This is a genomic window from Fusobacterium sp. SYSU M8D902 (assembly GCF_040199715.1).
Classification (GTDB): domain Bacteria; phylum Fusobacteriota; class Fusobacteriia; order Fusobacteriales; family Fusobacteriaceae; genus Fusobacterium_A.
Genome location: NZ_JBEFNA010000032.1, coordinates 1 through 22,752, shown reverse-complemented (window position 1 = coordinate 22,752; position 22,752 = coordinate 1). Strand labels below are relative to the sequence as shown.

Below are 22,752 nucleotides of genomic sequence, written 5' to 3'. Positions count from 1 at the left end.
ATTATAATATAAAACTAAAAATATAATCAATTGGAAAGGAGGAGTATGGTATAAGTTTTATATTTATATCATACAAGGAAAATATGAGAAAAATTAAAGAAATCTTATTCTCACAATCTGAACATGATGTTATTTTAATTCAACCAAATTTTTTAATGAAAATACTTGAAGAAAAACAAAATAAAATTGTTAGAGAATACTGGAAATCTATGAAGAATCAAGAACCTCTTGGAGATTTACCAAATGAAGTAAATCACGGACTTTTTAGTTTGGCAGCATCTATAATTAAATCAGGTTATTCAGTAGATGTATTAGATTTTCAAGCTTATGATATGTTTTTAAGAAAAACGGAAAATAGATTAATTACATTAGAAGATATTTATAATTCTTTAAAAAATAAAAAAGCTAAAATTTTTGCAATATCTACAATAACAGTGGCATCAAAAAATGCTTTAGATATAGCAAGAATAATAAAAAAGATAAATAAAGATTCTATTGTAGCATTTGGAGGAATGCATCCAACATTATTTTCTGATGAATTTATTAAAAATAATGAAGTTGATTTAATTATGTTAGGAGAAGGAAATCAAACTATATTAGAACTATTAGCAATTTATCCAGAATATAATAGTTTTAAAGAAGTAAAAGGAATTATTTTTAAAGATAGCAATAGAAATATTATAAAAACAGGAAAGAAAAGTAATTATCACTTAAATTTAGATGAGTTGCCATATCCTGCTTACGACTTAATGTGCGAAGAATCATTACCATTAGTTCCTAGATTTTTTTCAAACAAAGGTTGTCCTTTTAGTTGTGCTTTTTGTTCTTGTGATACTTTTTATAAAAAAGCTTATGATGATTATAAAATCGTTTTTAGAGATCCAATTAAAGTTGTAGATGAAATTGAATATACCTATAATAAATATAAAATTGATTTTTATTGTTTTGGAGATTTAACTTTTATGTCAAATAAAGAATATGGACATATTATTTGTAATGAACTTATAAAAAGAAAACTAACACATATAAAATGGTGGTGTCAAACTACTGTAGGAAAATTGACTGAAGAAGATTTAAAGTTAATGAAGAATGCTGGATGTGCACAAGTTGGTTTAGGAGTTGAAAATGGAACACAAACAAATTTAGATATTATGGGAAAACCTATAAAATTTGATTCAACAGAAGAACAATGTAGATTAATTAGAAAAGCTGGGATAGATCCAATTACTTATTGGATTATAGGATTAGGTAATGAAACTTTTGAAACAGCAAATAAAACAATTGATAGAATATGTTATTTTATAAAAAACAATTTAACAGAAGTATCTCATATAGGAGTTCCAGTTCCTTATCCAGGTTCACCTATATGGAATAATCCAGAAAATTATGGATTTGTAATAAACCATACTAATTTTTCTGAATATTGGATGAATTCAGATGAGTTAGGATATAGTATTCCAGCTATAAGTACTGAACATTTATCGGAAGACCATATATATGCTTTGTGGCAATATGCATTAATGGCTGCAGCTAATGAATATAAAAAACGTAATAATAAGGAGGAAGAATATGAATAAACTTTATTCAAAGGTTACCCCTTTTATAAAAAGAAATATGGTTTTAAGTGATGCTATAAAAAAACAATTTTGTTTAGATGAAAAAGAATATATTATCAGTGGAGAAGAAGAACAAGATCCAATAGGTGATGAAAGATATACAAAGTGTAATGGTGTTATTCATAGATATAATGATCGTGCATTGTTTATACCAAGAAAAGATTGCTTAGTGCAATGTAGATTTTGTTTTAGAAAATGGAAATTACCAGAAAAAGAAGCTGAACTAACTTTTGAAGAAATAGATGTAGCTATAAATTATTTTCGTGAGCACAAAGAATTATGGGAAGTTATATTGACTGGAGGAGAGCCATTATTAACTTCTAAAACTAAATTAAAGTATATTTTAGAAAAAATACATGAAATACCACATATAAAAGTGATAAGAATACATACAAGAGCTATTATAGTTCAACCTGATTTTATAGATGAAGAAATGATAAAAATAATTTCTAAATATAAACCTATTTATTTAGTTATTCATTGTAATCATTATGATGAAATTACAGAAGAGGTAAGCTTAAAATTAAACGAATTATCAGATAATGGAATTGTGCTTTTAAGTCAAAGTGCATTGTTAAAAGGAATTAATGATGATAGTAAAACTTTAGAAAAACTTTTTAAAAAATTAATAGAAAATAGAGTAAAACCATATTATTTACATCATTGTGACTTAGTACCAGGAACATATCATTTTAGAACAAGCATTAAAGAAGGACAAGAAATATTGAAAAAAATTAGAGGACATGTTTCTGGAATTTGTTGGCCAACATATGTATTGGACATTCCAAAAGGTTTTGGAAAAGTTCCATTAGGACCAATTTATTATAAGAAAGATGAAAAAGGAAATACTATAATAACAGATTATAAAGGAAATGATCACAAATATCCAGATACTGATAATAGAAAGTAGGTAGAAAATGATAAAAAAATTTGATAACTCAAGAAAAATGATGGAAGATATTTTTTTTATAGATAGCAAATCATTCAATGATATAGATTGCAATATAGATGAGCTTTGTGAAAGAATAAAAAAAAATAATAAATATGAATTATTTATAAAATATAAAGATGAAAAGCCAATAGCATATATAGGAATTTTATATGTTGCAAATTTACATTATGATGGGGCTTGGATTGATTTAATTGGAGTAATTGAAGAGTTTAGAAATGTTGGAATAGGAAGTGAATTAGTAAAGTATGCAGAAAAAATAGTTAGAGAGCAAGGGAAAAAAATAATTACAGGGTTAATAAGAAAAAATAATATTTCATCAATTAATATGATTAGACATTCTAACTTTAAAAATGATGATGTAGAATTTTTATTATTTAGTAAAACTTTATAAATTAAAAACAAAAAAATTAATACTATAATGTACTGTACACTATATCTTAGTCACCCAAGATATAGTGTACAGTTTTTTATTTGGAGGAATAAAATGACAGAACAAGAAAAACAATTAGAAGATTTAAGATTTGAAATGAAAAAAGAATTAAATGCTATAAGCAGATATATAGATGCTGGAGTAACACCTGATTTTAAGAAACTTTTAAAAGAATATTGTGAATTAAAAGGATTAAAATTTATTTATGATAATGTAAATTCATTGCCAAGAATGATTTTGACAAGATATGGAATCATAGAATTTTTTAAACCTTTTACTGAAGAATGGAAAACAGTTAGTGAAATAAATGAATATAGAGCATTAAGAAATGATTTTTATTATATTACTAATTTAATTGGTATTTCTACATATAATAGGTACGTTTCCAAAATACTATTCTATTTAGTAACTAATGAAAAAGAATTATTAAAAATATTGAATGAAGTTTCAGATGTGGAAATGAGTGTTAGCGATATTAAAATAGATAACTACATTGATAAATTAAGTACAATTGAAGAAAATATTAAAATAAAAAATAAAAAAGGAAGTATAAAAAAGAATAATAACTATTATGTACAAGTTAAAAACTATATATTAAAAATAGATGGAAATAATAATGTATATAAAATAAAACAAAAAGGAGAATTAGAAAATGTTAACGAATTACTTTTGGCAAGGAAATATAGAACAAAAATGCAGAATGTTGGAAATGAAATACGAGCTTAATCTACCTGTAATGCCTTCATTTATTTCTGGTAGAGGATATGAACTAATATGCGAAATTTCTGATATTATTTCTGATAAAAAGAAAATTATAAAAGTAGCTGTAAACGGCAAGAGATTTTGTAACTTTTTTGGCATTTTTTTATTGTTGTCTTTTTGGGAGAGTGTAGAGAAATTTCTGTAAATTAAATAAATATTTCTTTTTAATAGCTTTCTATGATAAAATCTAAATATATCATAGGAGGCTATTTTTATGGAAAGAAAAAGAAGAAATACTACCAAGCTTACTCAAGGGAAAAGAAATATCATCTCTGCTTTAATTAATGAATATGATATTAAATCTGCTCAAGATATACAAGATGCTTTAAAAGATTTACTTGGGGGAACTATCCAAGAAATGCTTGAAGCTGAAATGACTCAACATCTTGGATATACTCCTTATGAACGTTCTGAAAGCCTAACGCTCGTAATGGAAGAAAATCTAAAACTATTCTTAGTAAATATGGCGAAACTGAAATTGAAGTTCCTCAAGATAGAGAAGGAACTTTTGAACCACAGATTGTGAAAAAACGTCAAAAAGATATTTCTTCTATTGAGGATAAAATAATTTCTATGTATGCTAAAGGGATGACTACGCGTCAAATTTCTGAGCAAGTTGAAGATATTTATGGTTTTGAAGTTAGTGAAGGTTTAGTTTCTAATATTACTGACAAATTACTTCCTAAAATTGAAGAATGGAAACAAAGACCACTTTCTAGTGTATATCCTATTGTCTTTGTTGATGCTGTTCGTTTTTCTGTTAGAGATAATGGAATTATTAAGAAAAAAGCTGCCTATATAATTCTTGGTATCAATGAAGAAGGAAAGAAAGACGTATTGTCAATTGAAATTGGAGAGAATGAAAGCAGTAAGTATTGGCTTGGAGTTTTTAATAGTTTAAAAAATAGAGGAGTTAAAGATATATTAATACTTTGTGCGGATGGACTATCAGGAATGAAAGAATCAATTGCTATAGCTTTCCCTAAAACAGAGTATCAACGTTGTATAGTTCATCAGGTACGTAATACATTAAAATATGTTTCTTACAAAGATAGAAAGGAGTTCGCAAATGATTTAAAAAGTATTTATCAAGCTCCTTCAGAACAAATAGCACTAGAAAATTTAGAAAAAGTAACAGAGAAATGGGAAAGAAATGGGAAAAAATATATCCAAATTCAATGAAAAGTTGGAGTAAAAATTGGGATGCGATAAGTCCAATATTTAAGTTTTCAATGGAAGTAAGAAAGGTAATATATACAACAAACGCAATAGAAAGTCTAAATAGCATATATCGTCGTTTAAATAGTCAGAGAAGCGTATTTCCAAGTGATACATCATTATTAAAGGCATTATATTTAGCAACCTTTGAAGCGATAAAGAAATGGACATCAAATTTAAGGAACTGGGGGAAAATATATGGAGAGCTCCAAATAATGTATGAGGATAGACTTTTAGGGGAAGAGAACTAAAGAATAAATAGAAAAATCAAGGATAAAAAAATTTATCCTTGACTTAAATAAATAAAATTATTATATTATAATTATAAAATGTTTTATCATAGAAAGAGTATAATTTACAGAAATAATTTCACACACTCCAAATTTTAAAAGATAAATCTAAATGTTTTTCTTTTAATTTTGACGTACTTTAACAAGCTATCATTCCTGATAACTTTGGTAAAGTATTGACTGTTTAGCTTAAGATACTTTAAATTCAATATTTTCTTTTAATAATTTGAAGAGTACTCTTACTAATTTGTGGGCTGTATGCCCTAATGCATTAAAGTGGCTTTTTCCTTGAGATATTTTTAAATTGTAGTATTTTTTAAATGTTTCATTGTTCAAGCTTACATTAAATGCTGCATTTATTAAGGCATATCTTAGCGTTGGAGAACCTCTTTTAGACATTCTTGTGCTTCTTGCTGTAAAATTTCCTGATTGTACTACGCTTGGATCTAATCCTGCGTAAGCTAGTAGTTTACAAGGGCTGTCAAAACGATTGATATCTCCTATTTCGCTAATGATCATAGCACCATTTAAACTACCTACACCAGGGATAGTTTTTACAACTGAATTGATTTCTTTCATTGAGCTTTCAATCGAAGATTCAATCTCAGAAATTTGGAGAGTTAATAACTCTATTTGTCTAATAGCGTGAATGACTCTCAGAACCAAGGCATTGTTTTCAATGCCTACTGAGGATTTTGCTATCTCTTTAAGTCTTTTAGCATCATCTTTACCATAATGACCTTTTGAAGCTTTAGATAATAACCCTGTAAGGCGAGTAAAATGAGCTTTTGAAATGGCTTTAGGGGTAGTAAATTCCTTCAGTAATTGATAACAAGACTTTGTATGAATACCAGATTTAAAAATATCATGTAATTCAGGAAAAAGCTGATCTATATATGTATTCAATTGGATTTTTACTGAAGCACAAGCTTGAACAAGTTTCCTTCTAGCTCTACAAAAAGTTTTTAACTCAAGGGTTTTAATATCATATGAAGTTAAGTATCTAACGTTGTTAAACATCAAAGTTTTAATAATAAGATAAGTATCAACTTTATGAGTTTTTGTTTTTCTAATATTAGTTTTCCTGATATTAGAAGTTTGAATAGGATTAATGATAGCAAGTTTGTATCCTAAATTAAAAAGAAAAAATATAAGATTTTCAGCATAATGTGCAGTAGATTCCATTCCAATGATAATTTTTTCTTTGTTAAAATCTTTAATTTTAGAATTTAATAAAGAGAATCCTTGAATATCATTGTTGAATGAAAATGGTTCAAAAAGAATTTGACCATTAGAATCCATAGCAGCAGCAAAATGTTTTTTCTTAGCGATATCAATACCGACAAAAATCATAAAATCACCTCAAAGAAATAAATAAAAACTGCGATATCCACCTTGTTTTATTCTCATAGACTTGCGTGAAATAAAAGTTTGAGAACTTATCCAACCGATAAACAATTAAAATAAAACAGTGGCAATATGCTCCTTTCAAATAGTCAAAGCTATATGGAAAAATAAAAAGTCCACAGTTATATTTTAATTATAATATAAAACTAAAAATATAATCAATTGGAAAGGAGGAGTATGGTATAAGTTTTATATTTATATCATACAAGGGAAAAATGAGTTTACAAGAGAAAGTATTAGTATACAAAGATGATGTTATAAAGAGCATTCAAGGAGCTATTCAAATTAAGAGTGTAATGGAAGAGGCAAAGGAAGGAATGCCATTTGGAGAGGGACCAGCAAAAGCTTTAAACTATTTTGTTGAGTTAGGAAAAGATATGGGCTTTGAAGTTATTAACTATGATAACTATGTTGCAACAATTGAGTTTGGAGAGGGAGAAGAGGTCTTAGGAATATTAGGACACGTTGATGTAGTTCCAGAGGGAGAAGGTTGGGATTACCCACCATATAGTGGAGCTCTAGTAGATGGAAGAATCTATGGAAGAGGTACTTTAGATGACAAAGGACCTTCAACTATCTGCCTATATGCAATGAAAGCTATAAAAGATTCAGGAGTAAAATTAAATAAAAGAGTAAGAATGATATTAGGAGCTAATGAAGAGAGTGGAAGTAAGTGTATGGAACACTATTTTGGAACTTTAAAAATGCCACAACCAACACTAGCTTTTACACCAGATTCAAACTTCCCTGTTACATTTGCTGAGAAGGGGATTGTACGTGTGAGATTAAAAAATAACTACTCAACATTAGCTAATGTTTCATTGAGTGGAGGAAATGCATTTAACTCTGTACCAGAAAGATGTGAATTAACTATACCTGTAGATTATTTAGAGGGAGTGGCAGAGAGCTTAGTAGCATACAATGAAAGTAGAGAGTATAAGATAGAGTGTGAGGAGAAAGATGGAAATTACCATATCAACTCTTATGGTAAATCAGCACATGCTTCAAAACCATACTTAGGTTATAACTCTGTCTCTGCTTTATTTGAATTTTTAAGAGAAGTTAAAGTTAAAAATGAAGAGTTTAGATCATTAGTAGAATTTTTTAATACTTGTATCAAGATGGATATAGATGGAAAATCTTTAGGAGTGAATTTTGAAGATGAAGAGAGTGGAAAGTTAACCTTAAACATAGGAAAAACTACTCTTAAAGATGGAATTCTAGAGATATGTATAGATATAAGATGTCCTGTTAAAGTAGAGAATAAAAAGGTTATTGAGATCATAAAGGAAAGAGCATCTAAATTTATGGAAGTGGAATTAGCAGGAGATACAGCTCCTCTATATGTGGCTAAGGATAGTTTCCTAGTTTCAACACTTATGAATGTCTACAAAGATGTTACAGGAGATGTAGAGAGCCAACCAATAGCAATTGGTGGAGGTACATATGCAAGAAGTGTAACTAATGGAGTAGCTTTTGGAGCACTGTTATCATCACAAGTAGATAATATGCATCAGAAAAATGAATATCTTGAGGTAGATAAAATAGATACTCTTCTAAAAATATATGTAGAGGCTATCTATCAATTAGCTAAATAAGAGATTAATAAAAAATTAAAGAGGAAATCACCTTAGGGAAATTTCCTCTTTTCTTTATAAGGAGATAGAATGAGTATAAAGAGAGTAGTTGAAGAGATTAGAGGTTTTACCTATGAATACTATTTAGATGAAAATAATTGGAAACAGGGAGTATTGAGGAAATATAAAGAGGGAAAGTTAATTGAAAGCTTGGAGTATAAAGATGATATGTTAGATGGAATTTCCTCTATATATGAGAATGAGATAGTAATTTCAAAAAGTAGTTATAAAAAAAATCAGTTAGATGGGGAAAAAACTACATATTATTCTAATGGTTTAATTAAAACAGAGGCTCACTATCTGTGTGGGAAATTGGATGGTGAGAGTAGAAGTTACTCTATCAACGGGCAGAGGTTAGTAGTAGAAAACTATAAAAATGGAAAGTTAGATGGAGAAAAGAGAAGATATTATGAGAATGGAAAGCTTGAGATGATAGGAAATTATAGAGAAAACAATATGGTAGGAAGTTGGAAGTGGTATGATATAGAGGGAAATATAGTGAGAGAAAGAGAGATAGATTAATCTAAGGTTGATTAAAAATGAGAAATATGTTAGATTATATATGAAAATAAAAGTGAGGTGGAAAAATGGAGCATCTAGTGAAAAAAGTAGCAGCAATACACGACCTATCAGGATATGGAAGAGCATCTCTTACTACAATAATCCCGATCTTATCAAATATGAAAGTTCAGGTATGTCCAGTACCAACAGCAATATTATCAACACATACTGGAGGATTTGAAGGGTATAGTTTTATAGATTTAACTGAGTATATGCAGGAGCATATAAACCATTGGAAAAAATTGGACTTGGAGTTTGATTGTATATATTCAGGTTTTTTAGGCTCACCTAAACAGATTGAGATAGTAAAAGATTTCATTGATTATTTTGGGAAAAAGGCAAAATTTACAGTTGTAGATCCTGTGATGGGAGATGATGGTAAACTGTATAAGACTATGGGTGAAGAGATGGTAAATGGAATGAGAAGCTTAATAAAAAAAGCTGATATAATCACTCCAAACTTCACTGAGGTTATGTATCTACTAGGTAAGGATTATAAAGAGAGCATAACTGAGGAAAAAATAAAAAAATATATAAAAGAGTTGTCAGAGATGGGACCTAAAATAGTTATAGCAACAAGTGTTCCAGATACAACAAATAGTGAAAAGACAAGTGTAGTGGCATATGATAGAGAGAATGATCTATTTTGGAGAGTGAGTTGTAAATATATTCCAGCATCTTACCCAGGAACAGGAGACGCATATACAAGTGTGGTAATAGGAAGTTTATTACAGGGTGATAGTTTACCAATAGCCATGGAAAGAGGAGTACAGTTTATAACACAGTGTATTATGGCAAGTTATGGATTTAATTATCCAAGTAAAGAGGGTGTACTTTTAGAAAGAATGTTAGATATTTTAAAAGTCCCAATGGTTGCCACTAACTACGAGATGTTAAAGTAATTATAGAAATTTTAGAGAGAAGTTAGATTAACTTAGCTAGTAGTGAATACTTATGAGCTCTAGTTAATCAACTTCTTTTTATAATATTATTTAAAATTTTGGAACTTTCTGTACATTACTGATCTCTTTACCTAAAAGTTTTCTAAGAGTGTTTGGAATAAAGATAGAGAAAGAGAGCAACTTCTGTTCAAAATTAGCTTTAGTATATTTTTTTAACTCTTTATACAGCTCTTTGTATCTTTTATAAACTCTTTGATAATCATTATTACCATTGTATCTTTTATATACAACTGTAGAGTAAAAGCTAAGGATTAGGTCAGCTAAAACCTCTTTTCCATTTTTACTCTCTATATTTTTACACTCTAAGAAAAGTTTTTCACAGATTTTTTCAAGAGAGACAATGCTTTTTTCAGAAACTTTATTCATTATACTACCCTCTCTTTGACGATAGAAGTAGAAAGCCTTATCAATATATTTTACTTTTTTTGCTCTAAGATAGGCTAGAGTTGTAAATTCACTATCTTCATGAACAATCTCCTCATTAAAGAAAAGATTGTTTTTCAGTAGAAAATCCCTTCTATATATATCATCAACAACCTCTTCTCTGTAACATTTAGGTGCTTGGAATAGATTCCATAGGAAATTTACTCCATCAGTAGTTTCTAAATCCTTAATTTTTTTGGATCTAAATAGAGGTTCACCTATTTTTCCAGGAATATAGTATCTCATATTACCTACAACAATATCCAATCTTCCCTTAATTCCCTCAATAACAAATTTCTCAAACTCATCAGTATCTATGAAATCATCACTATCAATAAAAGAGATATATCTTCCTCTAGCAACTTTAAGACCAGCATTTCTAGCTGAAGAGAGTCCACCATTTTCCTTGTTAACTATTACGGTTTTATTAGGATATAGATTTTTAAACTCTTCCATAATCTTAAAACTATTATCTTTAGACCCATCATTGACTAAGATGACCTCATATTTTAGAGTACTTATCTTATATAAACTCTTCAAGCACTCTGCTAAATACTCCTCAACATTATATATGGGAACTATAATACTTAAATCCATCATACTCTCCTTATAATTTTATCTTTTCTTTGTAAATATCAATAATTATTTTTTCATCAAATTCACGAAGTACTTTTTCTCTTCCTAAAAGTCCCATTTTATCTCTTTCATCAGCTGTTAAAGAGATGAATTTTTCCATTTTTTCAACAAGCTCATCTACATTTTTTACTTGAGCAAGATAGCCAGAGATATTATCATCAACAATCTCTTTACAACCAGTTACATTAGAAGCAATAATAGCTTTTCCCATAGCAGCTCCTTCAAGTAAAGTTTTAGAGATTCCCTCTCTATAAGAGGGAAGGACAATAGCATCACACTCTTTTATTATCAATTCAGGCTTATCAGTGATTCCCAAATAATTGAGAGTTCCTTCATGAACGAGAGAGTCCATATACTCCTTAGTAATTCCAGAGACAGCATTCTCTCCTAAAGCTCCTAAATACCAAAATTCAACTTGATCTCCATACTTAGCTCTAATTCTTCTAGCACTCTCTTCATACTCCTTAAATCCTTTATCAATAAAAGCACGAGCCACCATGAGAAATACTACCTTTTGATCATCTCTATCCTTTTTTAAAGGTTTGAATCTATCGCAATCAATTCCCTCTCCAGGAAGGATAAATATTTTATTTTCAGAGCCTATTCCTTTAGAGATAAGAGTATCCTTATCATCTCTATTGAGTACCCATATCTCTTTAGAAAATCTCAAACTAAACTTATAGAGAGATACAGCTATCTTTGAAACTAAACTTTTTTGTACAAATGAATATCCTAAACCAGTCAATATTGCAATAGAGTTACATTTAGAAAGTTTTGCAGCAATACTTCCATAGATATTAGGTTTAATAGTATAGTGAAAGATAAGATCAGGTTTCTCTTTTTTATATAATAGATATAGATCTTTAATAAGTTTAATATCTTCAATTGGGTTTATTCCCCTTTTATTAAGTTTAATAGAAATTGTTCTCAAACCTGGAATAGCTTTTTCTAGATCAATTCTACCATCATCAGGGGCTACAGCTACCACTTCATGACCAGCTTCTACCAAAGCTCTTAAAACTCCAGCTCTAAATATGTAGATATCCCACATATAGTTAGCGACAAACATTATTTTCATAAATTATCTCCTTAAAATAGTAGTGAAATCTCTTTTCCGTGACCAAGGCTCTTAAATTGACTAGCAGACTTAACTTTTTCAAGCTGAGTATTCAAATCCTTAGCGTTGAATAAGATATTTTGATAGGAGTAGACTTCACGACTTCCAATAAAATTAATTTGGTTGTTTAATCTAAATATTGCCAATAGAAGAGCAAAGATAACTATTGGTAATTTTGGTAATATCTCTAAAAACATAGGTATAATAAACCAATATGAGTAGATGAAGAGTAGACTAAATCTCATTGAAATTATAGAAAACTCGGAAAAATATAGAAAGAAAAATATTGAAATATACATAGAGTTTAACATAATATTTCCATATCTCTTATTTTTTAAACTATCTGATACTAACCAAGCTAATAAAAAGAGAGCTACTCTTTCAAAATAATAGAGAGAAAATCCTAGTGGAAAATCTAAAGGAATGATATTAAAATAACCATTTAACCTTGTACCTATTCCAGCTGGTAGATAGTTATAGTAGTTTTTTATAACAGTTAAAAATATCCTTGTATTTGAGATATAGTAGATATTACCTAAAATAAATAGAAATAAAATAAGATTTCTATTCCATTTAATATTTAGAATAAAATACATAGGTATGTATAGAATTGAACTAATATGAAAGAGTATTCCAACTATATTAAAAAGTAAAAATAGAGGAAAGTTTCTCTTTTCAATATACTCAATAGAGAGTAAAAAGAGTAGAATACTTTTAAAATTTCTAATCATATCAATCTCTAAAGCAACTCCATAGACTCCAAAAAATAGTAGGAGAGTAAGTAATTGAAATTTAGAGTATCTTTTGATAACAATATACAAAATAGATATATCAACTACTGAGTTAATTAGATTGTATATAAAATAGTTTTGTGTAAAAGATTTTATAAGTGAATTATATATTTGAAATCCAATCTCATAACCAGTAGCAAGAGATCTCCTATCTCCTTTGATAATCTCCATAATATTTTGGACATTGTCAAAGTTAGGCTTATATGAAAACCAGTCATAACCTATATATCCTCTCAATCCAAAAAATAAAATTAAAAGGAGAAGAGAAAATATAAAGTAATTTTCTCTCCACCTTTTATTGTGATTAATTTGTTCTATTGTGACACCAACACCTAAAAATAACAGTATTCCAAAATAAGCTATCATCTCTCTATCTCCTTTTTATAAAGTGCTAAATAATTATTAGCACAAGATTCAATAGTATAGTTTTCACTTTTTTCTAAACATTTTTTACTTATTATTTCATAATTATTTTCAACTCTAAGAGCTAAAATAGCCTTAGCCAACTCTTTTGAATCATCTATACTCACTAGATAACCAGCATTCTCAACCACTTGTCTCAAACCTGGAACATCACTAGCTATAACAGGTTTTCCAGAAGCCATAGCCTCTACTGCAGTTATTCCAAACCCTTCAAAGAAAGAGTATTGAATAACGATATCAGCAGTTTTTAGTAATTTTGGAATATCTCTTCTCAAGCCTAAAAATTTAACTCTATTTGAAAGATTATTTTTCTCACAATACTCTTTTACATCATTCTCAAGTTTTCCATCACCTACAAGAACAAGTTTATACTTAACAGGTAACCATTTTAGAGCCTCAATAACTCCCTTTTGATTTTTTGATTCATGGAATCTTGAGACCATCATTAGAAGATAGTCCTCATTTTTAACTCCCAACTCAATCTTTTCATATGGTAGTGAGTTTCTAAACTCTGTAGGATCAATTCCATTATATATTATTTCAAATCTATCATCAGATATCTCTAACCACTCTTTTAAACTTTTTTCAGTAGCTTCAGAGATACTCACAATTTTATCAAAGCCTTTAAATATAAATTTGTCAATAAACTGCATAAGTTTAGACTCTCTTCTCCTATTTGAGGTACTATGCTCAGTTGTGATATATTTTCTCTTCTTAGTATCAAAAAGTTTAGCTAGTCTTGTCCAATATTGAGCATGTACTAAATGAGTATGGACAATATCATAGTTTTCTCTCTTTACCTCTCTAAGAATATGAAAGATATTTTTAAAAGATTTAATGGAGTTACTTTTACATACTAGAACCTCAACCCCTTTATTTTCGAGAGCCTTTTTAAAAACAGCCCCCTTATCACTAAGTATTAAAACTTTGACAAAATGCCCTTTATTCTGTTGAAAGGGAACTAGATCAGTAAGAAGTTTTTCTGCTCCACCAAGTTCCAAAGATGTTATTATATGAAGTATTTTCAAAGCTTGCCTCCTTTATTGATCAGATTATAGTATATACACTGTATATAACGAATAAAAAACTTTAATCTATTTTTTAGTGGAATATGATGAGATAACATAAATTTGTAGTAATCAGCAAATCCTTTTGGATTATTTTGTAGCAATCTTTTAAAGTTATTAGTATAACCTGTTTCAAGATACTCAAAATAGTAAATTCCTTCATCAATGTATCTCATCTTATATTTTTCACCAATTTTTATCCAGATAATTGCCTCTGGAATAAACTTTTCCCCAGTATGTACTTGAAATGGATATTCTTTTAAGAGTGCAGTTCGGAATACCTCTGCTTTATCTCCATCTATTCCCAACTTATAGACAATCTCAATAGGTGATGAATCAAGAATATGTTTAGGAAAGGGTTTTCCAGTGATCTCATTAGTTAGGAGATTGATCTTTCTAAAGATCATTCCCCCTAGATTAGAGGGAAGCTCCTTTCCATAGGATAAGATCTTTTCAACACAATCTTCAGAAATATAGTCATCACTATCCACTATAAAAAAGTACTCACCAGTTGCTATAGCTACACCCTCATTGATAGCTCGCATCTTTCCACCATTCTCTACATATTTGTAGATGACTTCAAAGGGAGAGTTTTGGATAAACTCTTTTATAAGTTTTTCACTGTTATCAGTAGAGCCATCATTTATAATCACCCATTGAAACTCTTTACATGTTTGTTTAAGTAAGCTATTAAATAGTCTTTCAAGTGTATCTTCTCTATTATATACAGGGGTAAAAATTGTTAACATAATTATCTTCCTTTTCCAAATACAACAGTTTTAAATGTCATAAACATAATTATTAAATCTAAATAAAGACTGTGATGCTTAATATAGTAAAGATCGTATTCCAATTTTTTTCTAGCATCTTCAACACTAGCACCATATGGATACATAACTTGAGCCCAACCAGTAAGCCCAGGCTTAACCATGTGTCTTAAATTGTAGTATGGAATCTCTTTTTCTAATTCCTTGATGAAAACCATTCTTTCTGGTCTTGGTCCAATAAAACTCATCTGTCCCTTAAAGACATTGACAAGTTGAGGTAACTCATCAATTCTTGTTTTTCTCATAAAATTACCAAATTTAGTAACCCTAGGGTCATTAACTTGAGCCCATTTAGCTCCATCTTTTTCAGCATCATTTCTCATACTTCTGAATTTGTGAACTTTGAACTCTTTTCCGTTCTCTCCCACTCTATCTTGACTATATATTACAGGACCAGGACTCTCAAGTCTAACTATAATAGCAGCAATGATCATAACAGGAAGAGCCATTATTCCAATAATAATAGCCATAATAATATCAAATAATCTCTTTATATTATTTTGAATTTGACTACGTAAGATTTTAAAACCATAAGCTTGTAGTAACCACTCTTCATCTATGAATTCAACTTCAATCTTACCTTCATTTTCAATCATATAATCGAAATAGCTTTTAACCTCAATACCACCTAATTTAAGAGAGAGGATATCTCTAATCTCATTGCTCTCTAACTTCTCCTTACAAAGAATAATTAAAGATATATCATTCTCTTTTGTAAATTTTACAAGATCATCACTCTCTTTGAAATCAATATATCTATAGTCAGGAAAGTGTTCAATACTATCAACAACTCTCCTTTTCATCTCACCTTCACCATAGATAGTAACATTCTTAATCTTGAAAACAGCTATACTGATAAGTACAGTCAATAATATTTGTGATGCTATAAAGATGAGCATATATGGGATTAAAGATAGATCCCAGCTATAAAAAAACCAGATCATAAAACAGATAACATCTACAATAGCAATCAAAATAAAATTGATAAATTTATCCTTATATCTTTGAAATTTCATGTTATCAGTGACATATGCACTTAACATAAGAATGAAAAAACCTATCATAGAGTAAAGAGAGAATAGATTTTCACGTGATATAAAGATGTATTTTTCTAAATAAAAAATGCTACCTAATATTAAAATATATATCGTATTTAAAGTCATTCCTTTTTCTTGTTCCATTTTTATCTCCTACTCCACTAAAAAAGTTCTATTCTTCTACCAGATAGTATGTTGTTCTCTTCAAAACTATTCTTATCAAAATAAAGTCTAGCTTTAAATAGCTCCTGTTTACTATCAATTCCTAGTTCTGAAAAAACACCACTTGGATAAACTTTATCACTGAAACCATAAACAGCTAACTGATTATTGAGCTTAGGTAAATACTGTATCTCTCTAAATAATACACCATTTTTCCAGTTCTCATTCTCAGCATAATATTCTGGATCTCTAGTACTTAAAATCTTTCCTAAAATATCAAAGGTAAACACAGCCTTATCATTGGCTACTATCCACTCATTACTCTCTTTTCCTACATAAGCTTTATTCATAGTAGAAGAGATATCCAGTACATATCTAATATTTCCATTGATATCAAATACAAATGGTAGAGCCTTCTCTTTGGTATTAAATGAAACTAAGTTCATTCCACTCTCCATCTTACTAGGGATCTTTTTCTCAATGACTATAGCAGGAAGAATATCATCTAGTTTTCCTGTTGTGATAGTTATATCTTTTTCTTTGCCGTTTTCCAAAGTTATTTTAACTTTATTTTCACATTTAGGATATAAACCAACTACAGGAAATTCACCTAATTCATTTATAGTTGTAGTGTATGAGTAGTTTTCACTGTCAAACTGTCCTCTAACTAAAACTTTAACCTTTTTATTAGCCTCAGTAGGCTCAATTTTTATAAGGGCTGTAAGTGGAGTTCTTCCATAAGGGTTTAATTTAATGAAAGGATCATTAAATGTATATATTTTTTTTCTATACTCCTTTTCTAACTCAACGTTACTATTTTTATCAGTTAGATAGAACTCACCATAAAGATAGATTTTTTTAAAATCTACTCCTTCAAAATTTTGAGAGATAAATGCTTTAAATCTTTCATCAAGATTGGAAAGTTCATCTATTCTCTTACTTAATGAAACTAATTTCTCTAGAGATTCCATAGGAAGCCCACGAGTTAGTAAGTTGTGACAGTTCTCTTTAACTTCAGTTACAAATTTATCATTTAAATTTAAAAACTCAATCATACCACCATTGTTGTTAACAATAGAGTTTAGTTTATCTAATTGTTCCTTATCTAGTTGTGTAATTATAGATTTTAGCTCTTTATTAGGTGTAAGTTTTAAAATTTTATCCTTTGCAGTAATTAATTTAGGAACTTTTCCCTCGTTATCAACAATTGAGTTGTAATCAAAATTAGGGAAACTGTTATCTAAATAATTTTTTATATTTTCAGAGAGTAGACTTAATTCTCTAAACCCTTTACTTGCACTGTACATAGAGGAAGCTTCTTTGTAAGATATATCATTGGAAAAGTATTTTGCAGAGCTGTAATCTTCTTTATCTTTGGTATTTAGTACTTGTACTAAGGCTTCATCATTCAATAAATTATTTACAATTTCAAGCTTTTGAAGAGAGAGTTTTTTGATGTATTTAACTAGAGTGTCACTAGTTAATTTTCTATCTATCTCCTTTTCAAATCTTTTTTTTCTACTTTCTTGATAAGATTTTGAAAAAATCTGACTATTTGCTAACCCATCTATTAAACTATCCTTTTTACTAGATGTATAAAGACTCAAACAGATTACTGCTAGTGAACAAATAATAATGATTTTTTCTTTTTTAGTCAGCTTCATGTTTTCTCCTTTAAAATTAAAATTAAGTTTATATTTCTTGTTTTCTATTGTATCATATTTTTAAATACTTTGCTTTAAATTTTTTTATATATAAAAAAAATAAAAGAGGATATATTTACCCTCTTAGTTGTTAAAATGGTGCATGAGAAGAGACTTGAACTCTCACAGGAGAACTACCTACAAGGACCTCAACCTTGCGCGTCTACCATTCCGCCACCCATGCATATTCTAATACCATAAATTATATAACACTCTTTTTTTCTTTTTCTTATCTTTTTTGAAAATCTTATCATATAACCTCAATAAAAGTCCTACAATAAGTAATGGAAATAAAAATAGTTTAACTAATGTATTTACTAACCAATGGAGTCTTTTTTCTCTCAGTTTATTCATAATATTTTCTCCAATTTTCAGATAAAAACAGGGTACTCTTCAGCACCCTGAATTACTTTTAATAAATTAAGCTACTGTTACGTTAGAAGCAACTGGACCTTTAGCTCCTTCAGTTACTTCAAATGATACTGCTTGTCCTTCTTCTAATGATCTGAATCCTTTAGCGTTTATGTTAGAGTAGTGTACGAAATAATCGTTTCCATCTTCTCCAGAAATAAATCCGAATCCTTTGTCTTTGTTAAACCATTTTACAGTTCCTTTTAGCATTAAAATGCACCTCCAAAAATTTTAGATAAAACCAAAATAGAAAAAACAAACGCTAAAATTTTTGAAACGTGATTATTTGCTTTTGAAACGTGAAAAAAAGTTAGTGTTTAATTTATCAAATCAGTTTTCTATACAATCATTATACCATTAAATAGTAATTAATACAAGAAGTTTTTTCTGAAGAAAAAAGAGCTACTGCAATTTTCAACTTATTTTTTATTGGCAAGGTATATAGAATGAAGTCCTTTTATACTCAAATCAGCTTCATATACATCAATTTCATCAATCTCTGCAGAGAGTAGTTTTCCAAGACCACCTGTTGCAACAACAAAGCACTCCTCTCCTACTTCCTCTTTAATTTTCTTGATAATATGTTTTACTTGCCCAGCATAACCATAGAATATTCCTGATTGAATTTGTGAAATTGTATCAGAACCTAAAGCACACTCTGGAGTGGTGAATTTAACTTTAGGAAGTTTAGCTGTATTTCCACAAAGGGCGTTGATACTCATCTCAATCCCTGGAAGAATAGCTCCACCAATATATACATTTTTCTTTAAAACATCAAAGGTAGTAGCAGTTCCTAAATCGATAATGATAAGATTTTTATCTGGATAATCAGCCAAAGCTTGAACTATATCAATTATTCTATCTGCACCAAAACCTGTAGGGTTCATATTTTTAGCAAAAGAAAATGGAAGTTTTTTCTCCAAATTAACTATCATAGGTTCTATATTGAAATACTTTCTTCCAAAGAATTGAAAGATTGTAATCAGATTAGGAACAACAGATGAGATGATAATTCCACTCACTCTTTTAATCTCTACCCCATTAAATTTTGAAATGTTTCTAAAATATGAAAAATATTCATCTTCAGTAAGTCTATCATTAGTAGATACTCTAAAAGTTAGAAGTAATTTTCCATCTTCATCAAATAGACCAGTAACGATATGAGTATTTCCAATATCAACAGTAATTAACATTATACACCGCCTTAAATTTTCTTTCTTTTTTCTTTTTCTTCTCTCTTTATTTTTATGAAATTATATCTTCCAGATACTTTTCTTTTGAATGTAAAGAAGTTATTTGTAGAGAAAAATCCAATTCTTCTAATTTGGAAAAGATCCTCTGAAAATGAAATATCTCCTGAATCAGTTGCCACAGCAAACTCATAACCAGCATCTTTAACTATCTCTTTAACCTCTTCATTGAGATTACCATAAGGATAGGCAAATGATATCAGTTTATGCCCCAGCCTTTTCTCCAATATCTCCTTAGATTCAAAAATCTCAACTTGAGCAGTTTCAATAGGGATAGTTGCCAATTTCGGATGAGTTTTAGTATGTCCCCCAAACTCTATACCATATTTGTCCATCTCTTTTATCATCTCTAAATTCATAAGCTCAAATCTATGTTCTGGATTATCTTTTACATCTACATCCCATCTATTATAATCTAAATCAGAGAGCAGATAGATAACACATCTAAAATCATATTTTTTAAGGAGTGGGAAAGCATATTTATAGTTGTCCACGTAACCATCATCAAAAGTGAGAATAATCTGTTTTTTCCCTGAATTAAAACGCTCTTTGTATCTATTGCCTAAGAGATCTTTAAAAGTTATAACTTCATAGTTATTATCTTTTAAGTATTGAAGTTGTTTTTCAAAATCACTCTCTGTAACATAGATTCCGTGTACTCCACCTTCACTTTTATCTCTTATTACTCTATGGTACATAACAACAGGTATCTCATATTTTTTTCTAATAACATAAGTCTTAGCATATAGTTTCTCAATTCTATCAATGATTGCATTCAAATCAAATTCAGAGATAATACTATCTCTAAGGCTTAAAAGTTGTTCTTTAGATAGCAGAACACTCTCTTCAATATTTTTTCTTAGCTTATCCCAATGGAATTCACTTATATTTTTAAAGTTAATATCCCCAAAATTTGATTCTAAAGCTTGAGATATATTATCTTCCTTAACCAATCCAACGTATTGTGCTTCTCCAATAGCTATTAGAGGTTTTCCAGAAAGAATACTCTCCACTCCAACTCTTCCTGCACCAATAACAATATCAGAACCTTTAATTTTTTCAGGTATATCATCAACATAACCTAAAAATTTAATTCTATCATTATTTAAAAACTTTTGAAATTTGTTAGGAATATCTTTTCCACCAATAACTTGAGTTGTGATATTTGGAATATCTTGTAAAATCTCTAGAGCTTTGAAGGCAACTTCACCCTTAGGACCAGATAATCTTCCAATTATAGATACAGTTCTCTCCTCTTTCTCAAAGGTATCACAATAATTAAATGGATATTTAGCTGTTTCAATAGGATTTCTAAGAATCTCGATTTTACTGCTCTTTACTCCCAATTCATCTATGAGATGTTTTTTTATATTTTCACAAACTGTTAAACTCTTATCTCCAAAAGCTTTGAATATTTTTCTACTAAGATGTACTGGTTGTCTTCCATGTACTGTAGTAATTAGTGGAATACCAGCTATTTTACAAGCTATCTCACAGCTCCATGAGGAAGCTCTTGAGTGTGCATGAACAACTTGAATATCATTATCTTTTATAATTTTAAGTAGAGTTTGAACCTGTTTTATTCTTTGAGATAAACCTCTTTTATTAAATTCAAGCTTTATATATTTAGCTTGAGTTTTCTTTGTAAGGGTGTCAGAAACAATTATAACTTTATTTCCTCTCTTTATAAGTTCATCACTCAATGTAACACCATAAACCTCTGCTCCCGTCACTTCAAGCTGAGAGAGAGCCATAAGTATATTCATAATCTCCTCCGAATTATTTTAAATTTTCAGGATTTAGAACTTTTAATTCTTCTAATACAAAAATTCCATCTTTTCTAACTAAAATATCATCTATCCAAATCTCTCCACCACCAAATTCAGGTCTTTGGATAAGAACTAGATCCCAGTGAATATTAGATTTGTTTCCGTTATCAGCTAGTTTATAAGCTTGACCAGGAGTGAAGTGTATACTTCCAGAAATCTTTTCATCAAACAATGTATCTTTCATAGGTTTTAGAATATATGGGTTCACTCCAAAAGCAAACTCTCCAATATATCTAGCTCCTTCATCAGAATTTAAAATCTCATTTAACTTTTCTGTATTATTAGAAGTAGCTTTTATAATCTTTCCATCTTTAAACTCAAATACTATATTTTCAAAAGTAAATCCCTCATATACAGACGGTGTATTGTAAGATATAACTCCATTTACACTATTTCTGATAGGAGCTGTATAAACCTCCCCATCAGGAATATTTCTACGACCAAAACACTTAACATTAGGTATATCTTTAATAGAGAAAGAGATATCTGTACCTGGACCAGTTATTCTAACTTTATCAGATTTCTCCAAAAGTTGAGATAGAGAATCCATAGCCTTTTCCATTTTAGAGTAATCTAAGCAACAAACATCAAAATAGAAGTCTTCAAAACTCTCTAAAGATGTATTTGCAAGTTGAGCCATAGAGTTGTTTGGGTATCTTAAAACTACCCATTTAGTATTATTAACTCTCTCTTTTAAGTGTACAGGCATTGAGAAGCAATCAGAGTAAAGTCTCATCTTATCATCTGCAACATCAGATAATTCAGCAGTGTTTTCGCTTCCTCTAATACCAATATAGCAATCCATATCTTTCATTCTTTCTAATTCATACTTAGCCATCAATTCAATCTGTTCTTTAGTAGAGTTTTTAATAAGCTCTCTAGTAATAGATTGATCTTTTAATGTTACAAAGGGTAGTCCACCAACATTAGTTACCTCTTTAACTAGAGCTTTTGCTAGATTTTTAGGAGCATCTCCAAAGATCTCTATGAGAACACGCTCTCCTTTTTCAACTCTACAAGAGTGAGAAACTAAGTTTTTTGCAAGTTGTAAAATTCTGTTATCCATAAAAAACCACCTCAATATATTTTTTTTCATTATAGCATATATTTTTTTAAAAATGAAATAAAAAAAACCACTTAATTTGAATTAAGTGGTAGTTATCAAATGGCTGGGGTGGCTGGATTCGAACCAACGCATGACGGAGTCAAAGTCCGTTGCCTTACCGCTTGGCGACACCCCA

At 29.2% G+C, this 22,752-nt stretch carries 20 protein-coding genes, 2 tRNA genes and 1 pseudogene; 8 read left to right on the top strand and 15 right to left on the bottom strand.

Annotated elements, in window-relative coordinates; genetic code table 11:
- Positions 1-83: 83 nt before the first annotated feature.
- From ABNK64_RS09775 to ABNK64_RS09755, 5 genes and pseudogenes are all read left to right on the top strand, one after another.
- Entirely contained in the window at positions 84-1,577 is a 1,494-nt protein-coding gene (locus ABNK64_RS09775) for a B12-binding domain-containing radical SAM protein (protein WP_349764242.1), read from the top strand.
- Positions 1,570-2,526: a KamA family radical SAM protein gene (locus tag ABNK64_RS09770; protein WP_349764241.1), complete on the top strand. Its 957-nt coding sequence runs from the start codon at positions 1,570-1,572 to the stop codon at positions 2,524-2,526. Before ABNK64_RS09775 ends, ABNK64_RS09770 begins: the two co-directional genes overlap by 8 nt.
- A gap of 7 nt (positions 2,527-2,533) precedes the next feature.
- Positions 2,534-2,959: a GNAT family N-acetyltransferase gene (locus ABNK64_RS09765; RefSeq protein ID WP_349764240.1), complete on the top strand. Its 426-nt coding sequence runs from the start codon at positions 2,534-2,536 to the stop codon at positions 2,957-2,959.
- 93 nt (positions 2,960-3,052) lie between these two features.
- Positions 3,053-3,724, top strand: a complete 672-nt coding sequence (locus ABNK64_RS09760) for a hypothetical protein (protein ID WP_349764239.1) — start codon at positions 3,053-3,055, stop codon at positions 3,722-3,724.
- A gap of 250 nt (positions 3,725-3,974) precedes the next feature.
- Positions 3,975-5,229 (top strand): annotated as a pseudogene (locus ABNK64_RS09755) (IS256 family transposase).
- 228 nt (positions 5,230-5,457) lie between these two features.
- On the opposite strand, the gene ABNK64_RS09750 reads toward ABNK64_RS09755, so the two are convergent.
- A complete protein-coding gene (locus ABNK64_RS09750) occupies positions 5,458-6,621 on the bottom strand; it encodes an IS110 family RNA-guided transposase (RefSeq protein ID WP_349764238.1) in 1,164 nt (387 codons plus the stop codon).
- Positions 6,622-6,890: 269 nt separating this feature from the next.
- On the opposite strand from ABNK64_RS09750, the gene pepV reads away from it, so the two are divergent.
- From pepV to ABNK64_RS09735, 3 genes are all read left to right on the top strand, one after another.
- Positions 6,891-8,273, top strand: coding sequence for a dipeptidase PepV (gene pepV / locus ABNK64_RS09745; protein ID WP_349764237.1), 1,383 nt, complete (start codon positions 6,891-6,893; stop codon positions 8,271-8,273).
- A gap of 69 nt (positions 8,274-8,342) precedes the next feature.
- Positions 8,343-8,834, top strand: coding sequence for a toxin-antitoxin system YwqK family antitoxin (locus ABNK64_RS09740; protein WP_349764236.1), 492 nt, complete (start codon positions 8,343-8,345; stop codon positions 8,832-8,834).
- A gap of 65 nt (positions 8,835-8,899) precedes the next feature.
- A complete protein-coding gene (locus ABNK64_RS09735) occupies positions 8,900-9,775 on the top strand; it encodes a pyridoxamine kinase (protein ID WP_291255575.1) in 876 nt (291 codons plus the stop codon).
- Positions 9,776-9,865: 90 nt separating this feature from the next.
- Here ABNK64_RS09735 and ABNK64_RS09730 read toward each other — a convergent pair whose 3' ends face one another.
- From ABNK64_RS09730 to ABNK64_RS09665, 14 genes are all read right to left on the bottom strand, one after another.
- Positions 9,866-10,855, bottom strand: coding sequence for a glycosyltransferase (locus tag ABNK64_RS09730; RefSeq protein WP_291255574.1), 990 nt, complete (start codon positions 10,853-10,855; stop codon positions 9,866-9,868).
- Between the two features lie 10 nt (positions 10,856-10,865).
- Entirely contained in the window at positions 10,866-11,972 is a 1,107-nt protein-coding gene (locus ABNK64_RS09725) for a glycosyltransferase family 4 protein (protein WP_291255573.1), read from the bottom strand.
- 11 nt (positions 11,973-11,983) lie between these two features.
- Complete coding sequence (locus tag ABNK64_RS09720; RefSeq protein WP_300341397.1) at positions 11,984-13,168, bottom strand: EpsG family protein; 1,185 nt, start codon at positions 13,166-13,168, stop codon at positions 11,984-11,986.
- Positions 13,165-14,253 (bottom strand): glycosyltransferase, encoded by a 1,089-nt coding sequence (locus ABNK64_RS09715; RefSeq protein WP_349764235.1) that lies wholly within the window; start codon positions 14,251-14,253, stop codon positions 13,165-13,167. Before ABNK64_RS09715 ends, ABNK64_RS09720 begins: the two co-directional genes overlap by 4 nt.
- Positions 14,250-15,041, bottom strand: coding sequence for a glycosyltransferase family 2 protein (locus tag ABNK64_RS09710; RefSeq protein WP_349764234.1), 792 nt, complete (start codon positions 15,039-15,041; stop codon positions 14,250-14,252). Before ABNK64_RS09710 ends, ABNK64_RS09715 begins: the two co-directional genes overlap by 4 nt.
- 2 nt (positions 15,042-15,043) lie before the next feature.
- A complete protein-coding gene (locus ABNK64_RS09705) occupies positions 15,044-16,300 on the bottom strand; it encodes an exopolysaccharide biosynthesis polyprenyl glycosylphosphotransferase (protein WP_349764233.1) in 1,257 nt (418 codons plus the stop codon).
- Between the two features lie 17 nt (positions 16,301-16,317).
- The gene (locus ABNK64_RS09700) at positions 16,318-17,982 is read right to left on the bottom strand and encodes an aryl-sulfate sulfotransferase (RefSeq protein ID WP_349764232.1); all 1,665 of its coding nucleotides are present in this window, start codon (positions 17,980-17,982) and stop codon (positions 16,318-16,320) included.
- Positions 17,983-18,118: 136 nt separating this feature from the next.
- Positions 18,119-18,205 (bottom strand) — tRNA-Leu (locus tag ABNK64_RS09695).
- Positions 18,206-18,210: 5 nt separating this feature from the next.
- Positions 18,211-18,375: a hypothetical protein gene (locus ABNK64_RS09690; protein ID WP_349764231.1), complete on the bottom strand. Its 165-nt coding sequence runs from the start codon at positions 18,373-18,375 to the stop codon at positions 18,211-18,213.
- A 66-nt stretch (positions 18,376-18,441) separates the two neighbouring features.
- Entirely contained in the window at positions 18,442-18,642 is a 201-nt protein-coding gene (locus ABNK64_RS09685) for a cold-shock protein (protein ID WP_005884840.1), read from the bottom strand.
- Between the two features lie 209 nt (positions 18,643-18,851).
- The gene (locus ABNK64_RS09680) at positions 18,852-19,625 is read right to left on the bottom strand and encodes a type III pantothenate kinase (protein ID WP_349764230.1); all 774 of its coding nucleotides are present in this window, start codon (positions 19,623-19,625) and stop codon (positions 18,852-18,854) included.
- An 11-nt stretch (positions 19,626-19,636) separates the two neighbouring features.
- The gene (locus ABNK64_RS09675) at positions 19,637-21,448 is read right to left on the bottom strand and encodes a bifunctional glycosyltransferase family 4 protein/polysaccharide deacetylase (protein WP_349764229.1); all 1,812 of its coding nucleotides are present in this window, start codon (positions 21,446-21,448) and stop codon (positions 19,637-19,639) included.
- A gap of 13 nt (positions 21,449-21,461) precedes the next feature.
- A complete protein-coding gene (locus ABNK64_RS09670) occupies positions 21,462-22,577 on the bottom strand; it encodes an aminopeptidase (RefSeq protein ID WP_349764228.1) in 1,116 nt (371 codons plus the stop codon).
- Positions 22,578-22,677: 100 nt separating this feature from the next.
- Positions 22,678-22,752, bottom strand: a tRNA-Gln gene (locus ABNK64_RS09665).

Coding starts and splice junctions, on each gene's coding strand:
- ABNK64_RS09775 (WP_349764242.1), top strand. CDS start 84: ATGAGAAAAATTAAAGAAATCTTATTCTCACAATCTGAACATGATGTT.
- ABNK64_RS09770 (WP_349764241.1), top strand. CDS start 1,570: ATGAATAAACTTTATTCAAAGGTTACCCCTTTTATAAAAAGAAATATG.
- ABNK64_RS09765 (WP_349764240.1), top strand. CDS start 2,534: ATGATAAAAAAATTTGATAACTCAAGAAAAATGATGGAAGATATTTTT.
- ABNK64_RS09760 (WP_349764239.1), top strand. CDS start 3,053: ATGACAGAACAAGAAAAACAATTAGAAGATTTAAGATTTGAAATGAAA.
- ABNK64_RS09750 (WP_349764238.1), bottom strand. CDS start 6,621: ATGATTTTTGTCGGTATTGATATCGCTAAGAAAAAACATTTTGCTGCT.
- pepV (WP_349764237.1), top strand. CDS start 6,891: ATGAGTTTACAAGAGAAAGTATTAGTATACAAAGATGATGTTATAAAG.
- ABNK64_RS09740 (WP_349764236.1), top strand. CDS start 8,343: ATGAGTATAAAGAGAGTAGTTGAAGAGATTAGAGGTTTTACCTATGAA.
- ABNK64_RS09735 (WP_291255575.1), top strand. CDS start 8,900: ATGGAGCATCTAGTGAAAAAAGTAGCAGCAATACACGACCTATCAGGA.
- ABNK64_RS09730 (WP_291255574.1), bottom strand. CDS start 10,855: ATGGATTTAAGTATTATAGTTCCCATATATAATGTTGAGGAGTATTTA.
- ABNK64_RS09725 (WP_291255573.1), bottom strand. CDS start 11,972: ATGAAAATAATGTTTGTCGCTAACTATATGTGGGATATCTACATATTT.
- ABNK64_RS09720 (WP_300341397.1), bottom strand. CDS start 13,168: ATGATAGCTTATTTTGGAATACTGTTATTTTTAGGTGTTGGTGTCACA.
- ABNK64_RS09710 (WP_349764234.1), bottom strand. CDS start 15,041: ATGTTAACAATTTTTACCCCTGTATATAATAGAGAAGATACACTTGAA.
- ABNK64_RS09705 (WP_349764233.1), bottom strand. CDS start 16,300: ATGGAACAAGAAAAAGGAATGACTTTAAATACGATATATATTTTAATA.
- ABNK64_RS09700 (WP_349764232.1), bottom strand. CDS start 17,982: ATGAAGCTGACTAAAAAAGAAAAAATCATTATTATTTGTTCACTAGCA.
- ABNK64_RS09690 (WP_349764231.1), bottom strand. CDS start 18,375: ATGAATAAACTGAGAGAAAAAAGACTCCATTGGTTAGTAAATACATTA.
- ABNK64_RS09685 (WP_005884840.1), bottom strand. CDS start 18,642: ATGCTAAAAGGAACTGTAAAATGGTTTAACAAAGACAAAGGATTCGGA.
- ABNK64_RS09680 (WP_349764230.1), bottom strand. CDS start 19,625: ATGTTAATTACTGTTGATATTGGAAATACTCATATCGTTACTGGTCTA.
- ABNK64_RS09675 (WP_349764229.1), bottom strand. CDS start 21,448: ATGAATATACTTATGGCTCTCTCTCAGCTTGAAGTGACGGGAGCAGAG.
- ABNK64_RS09670 (WP_349764228.1), bottom strand. CDS start 22,577: ATGGATAACAGAATTTTACAACTTGCAAAAAACTTAGTTTCTCACTCT.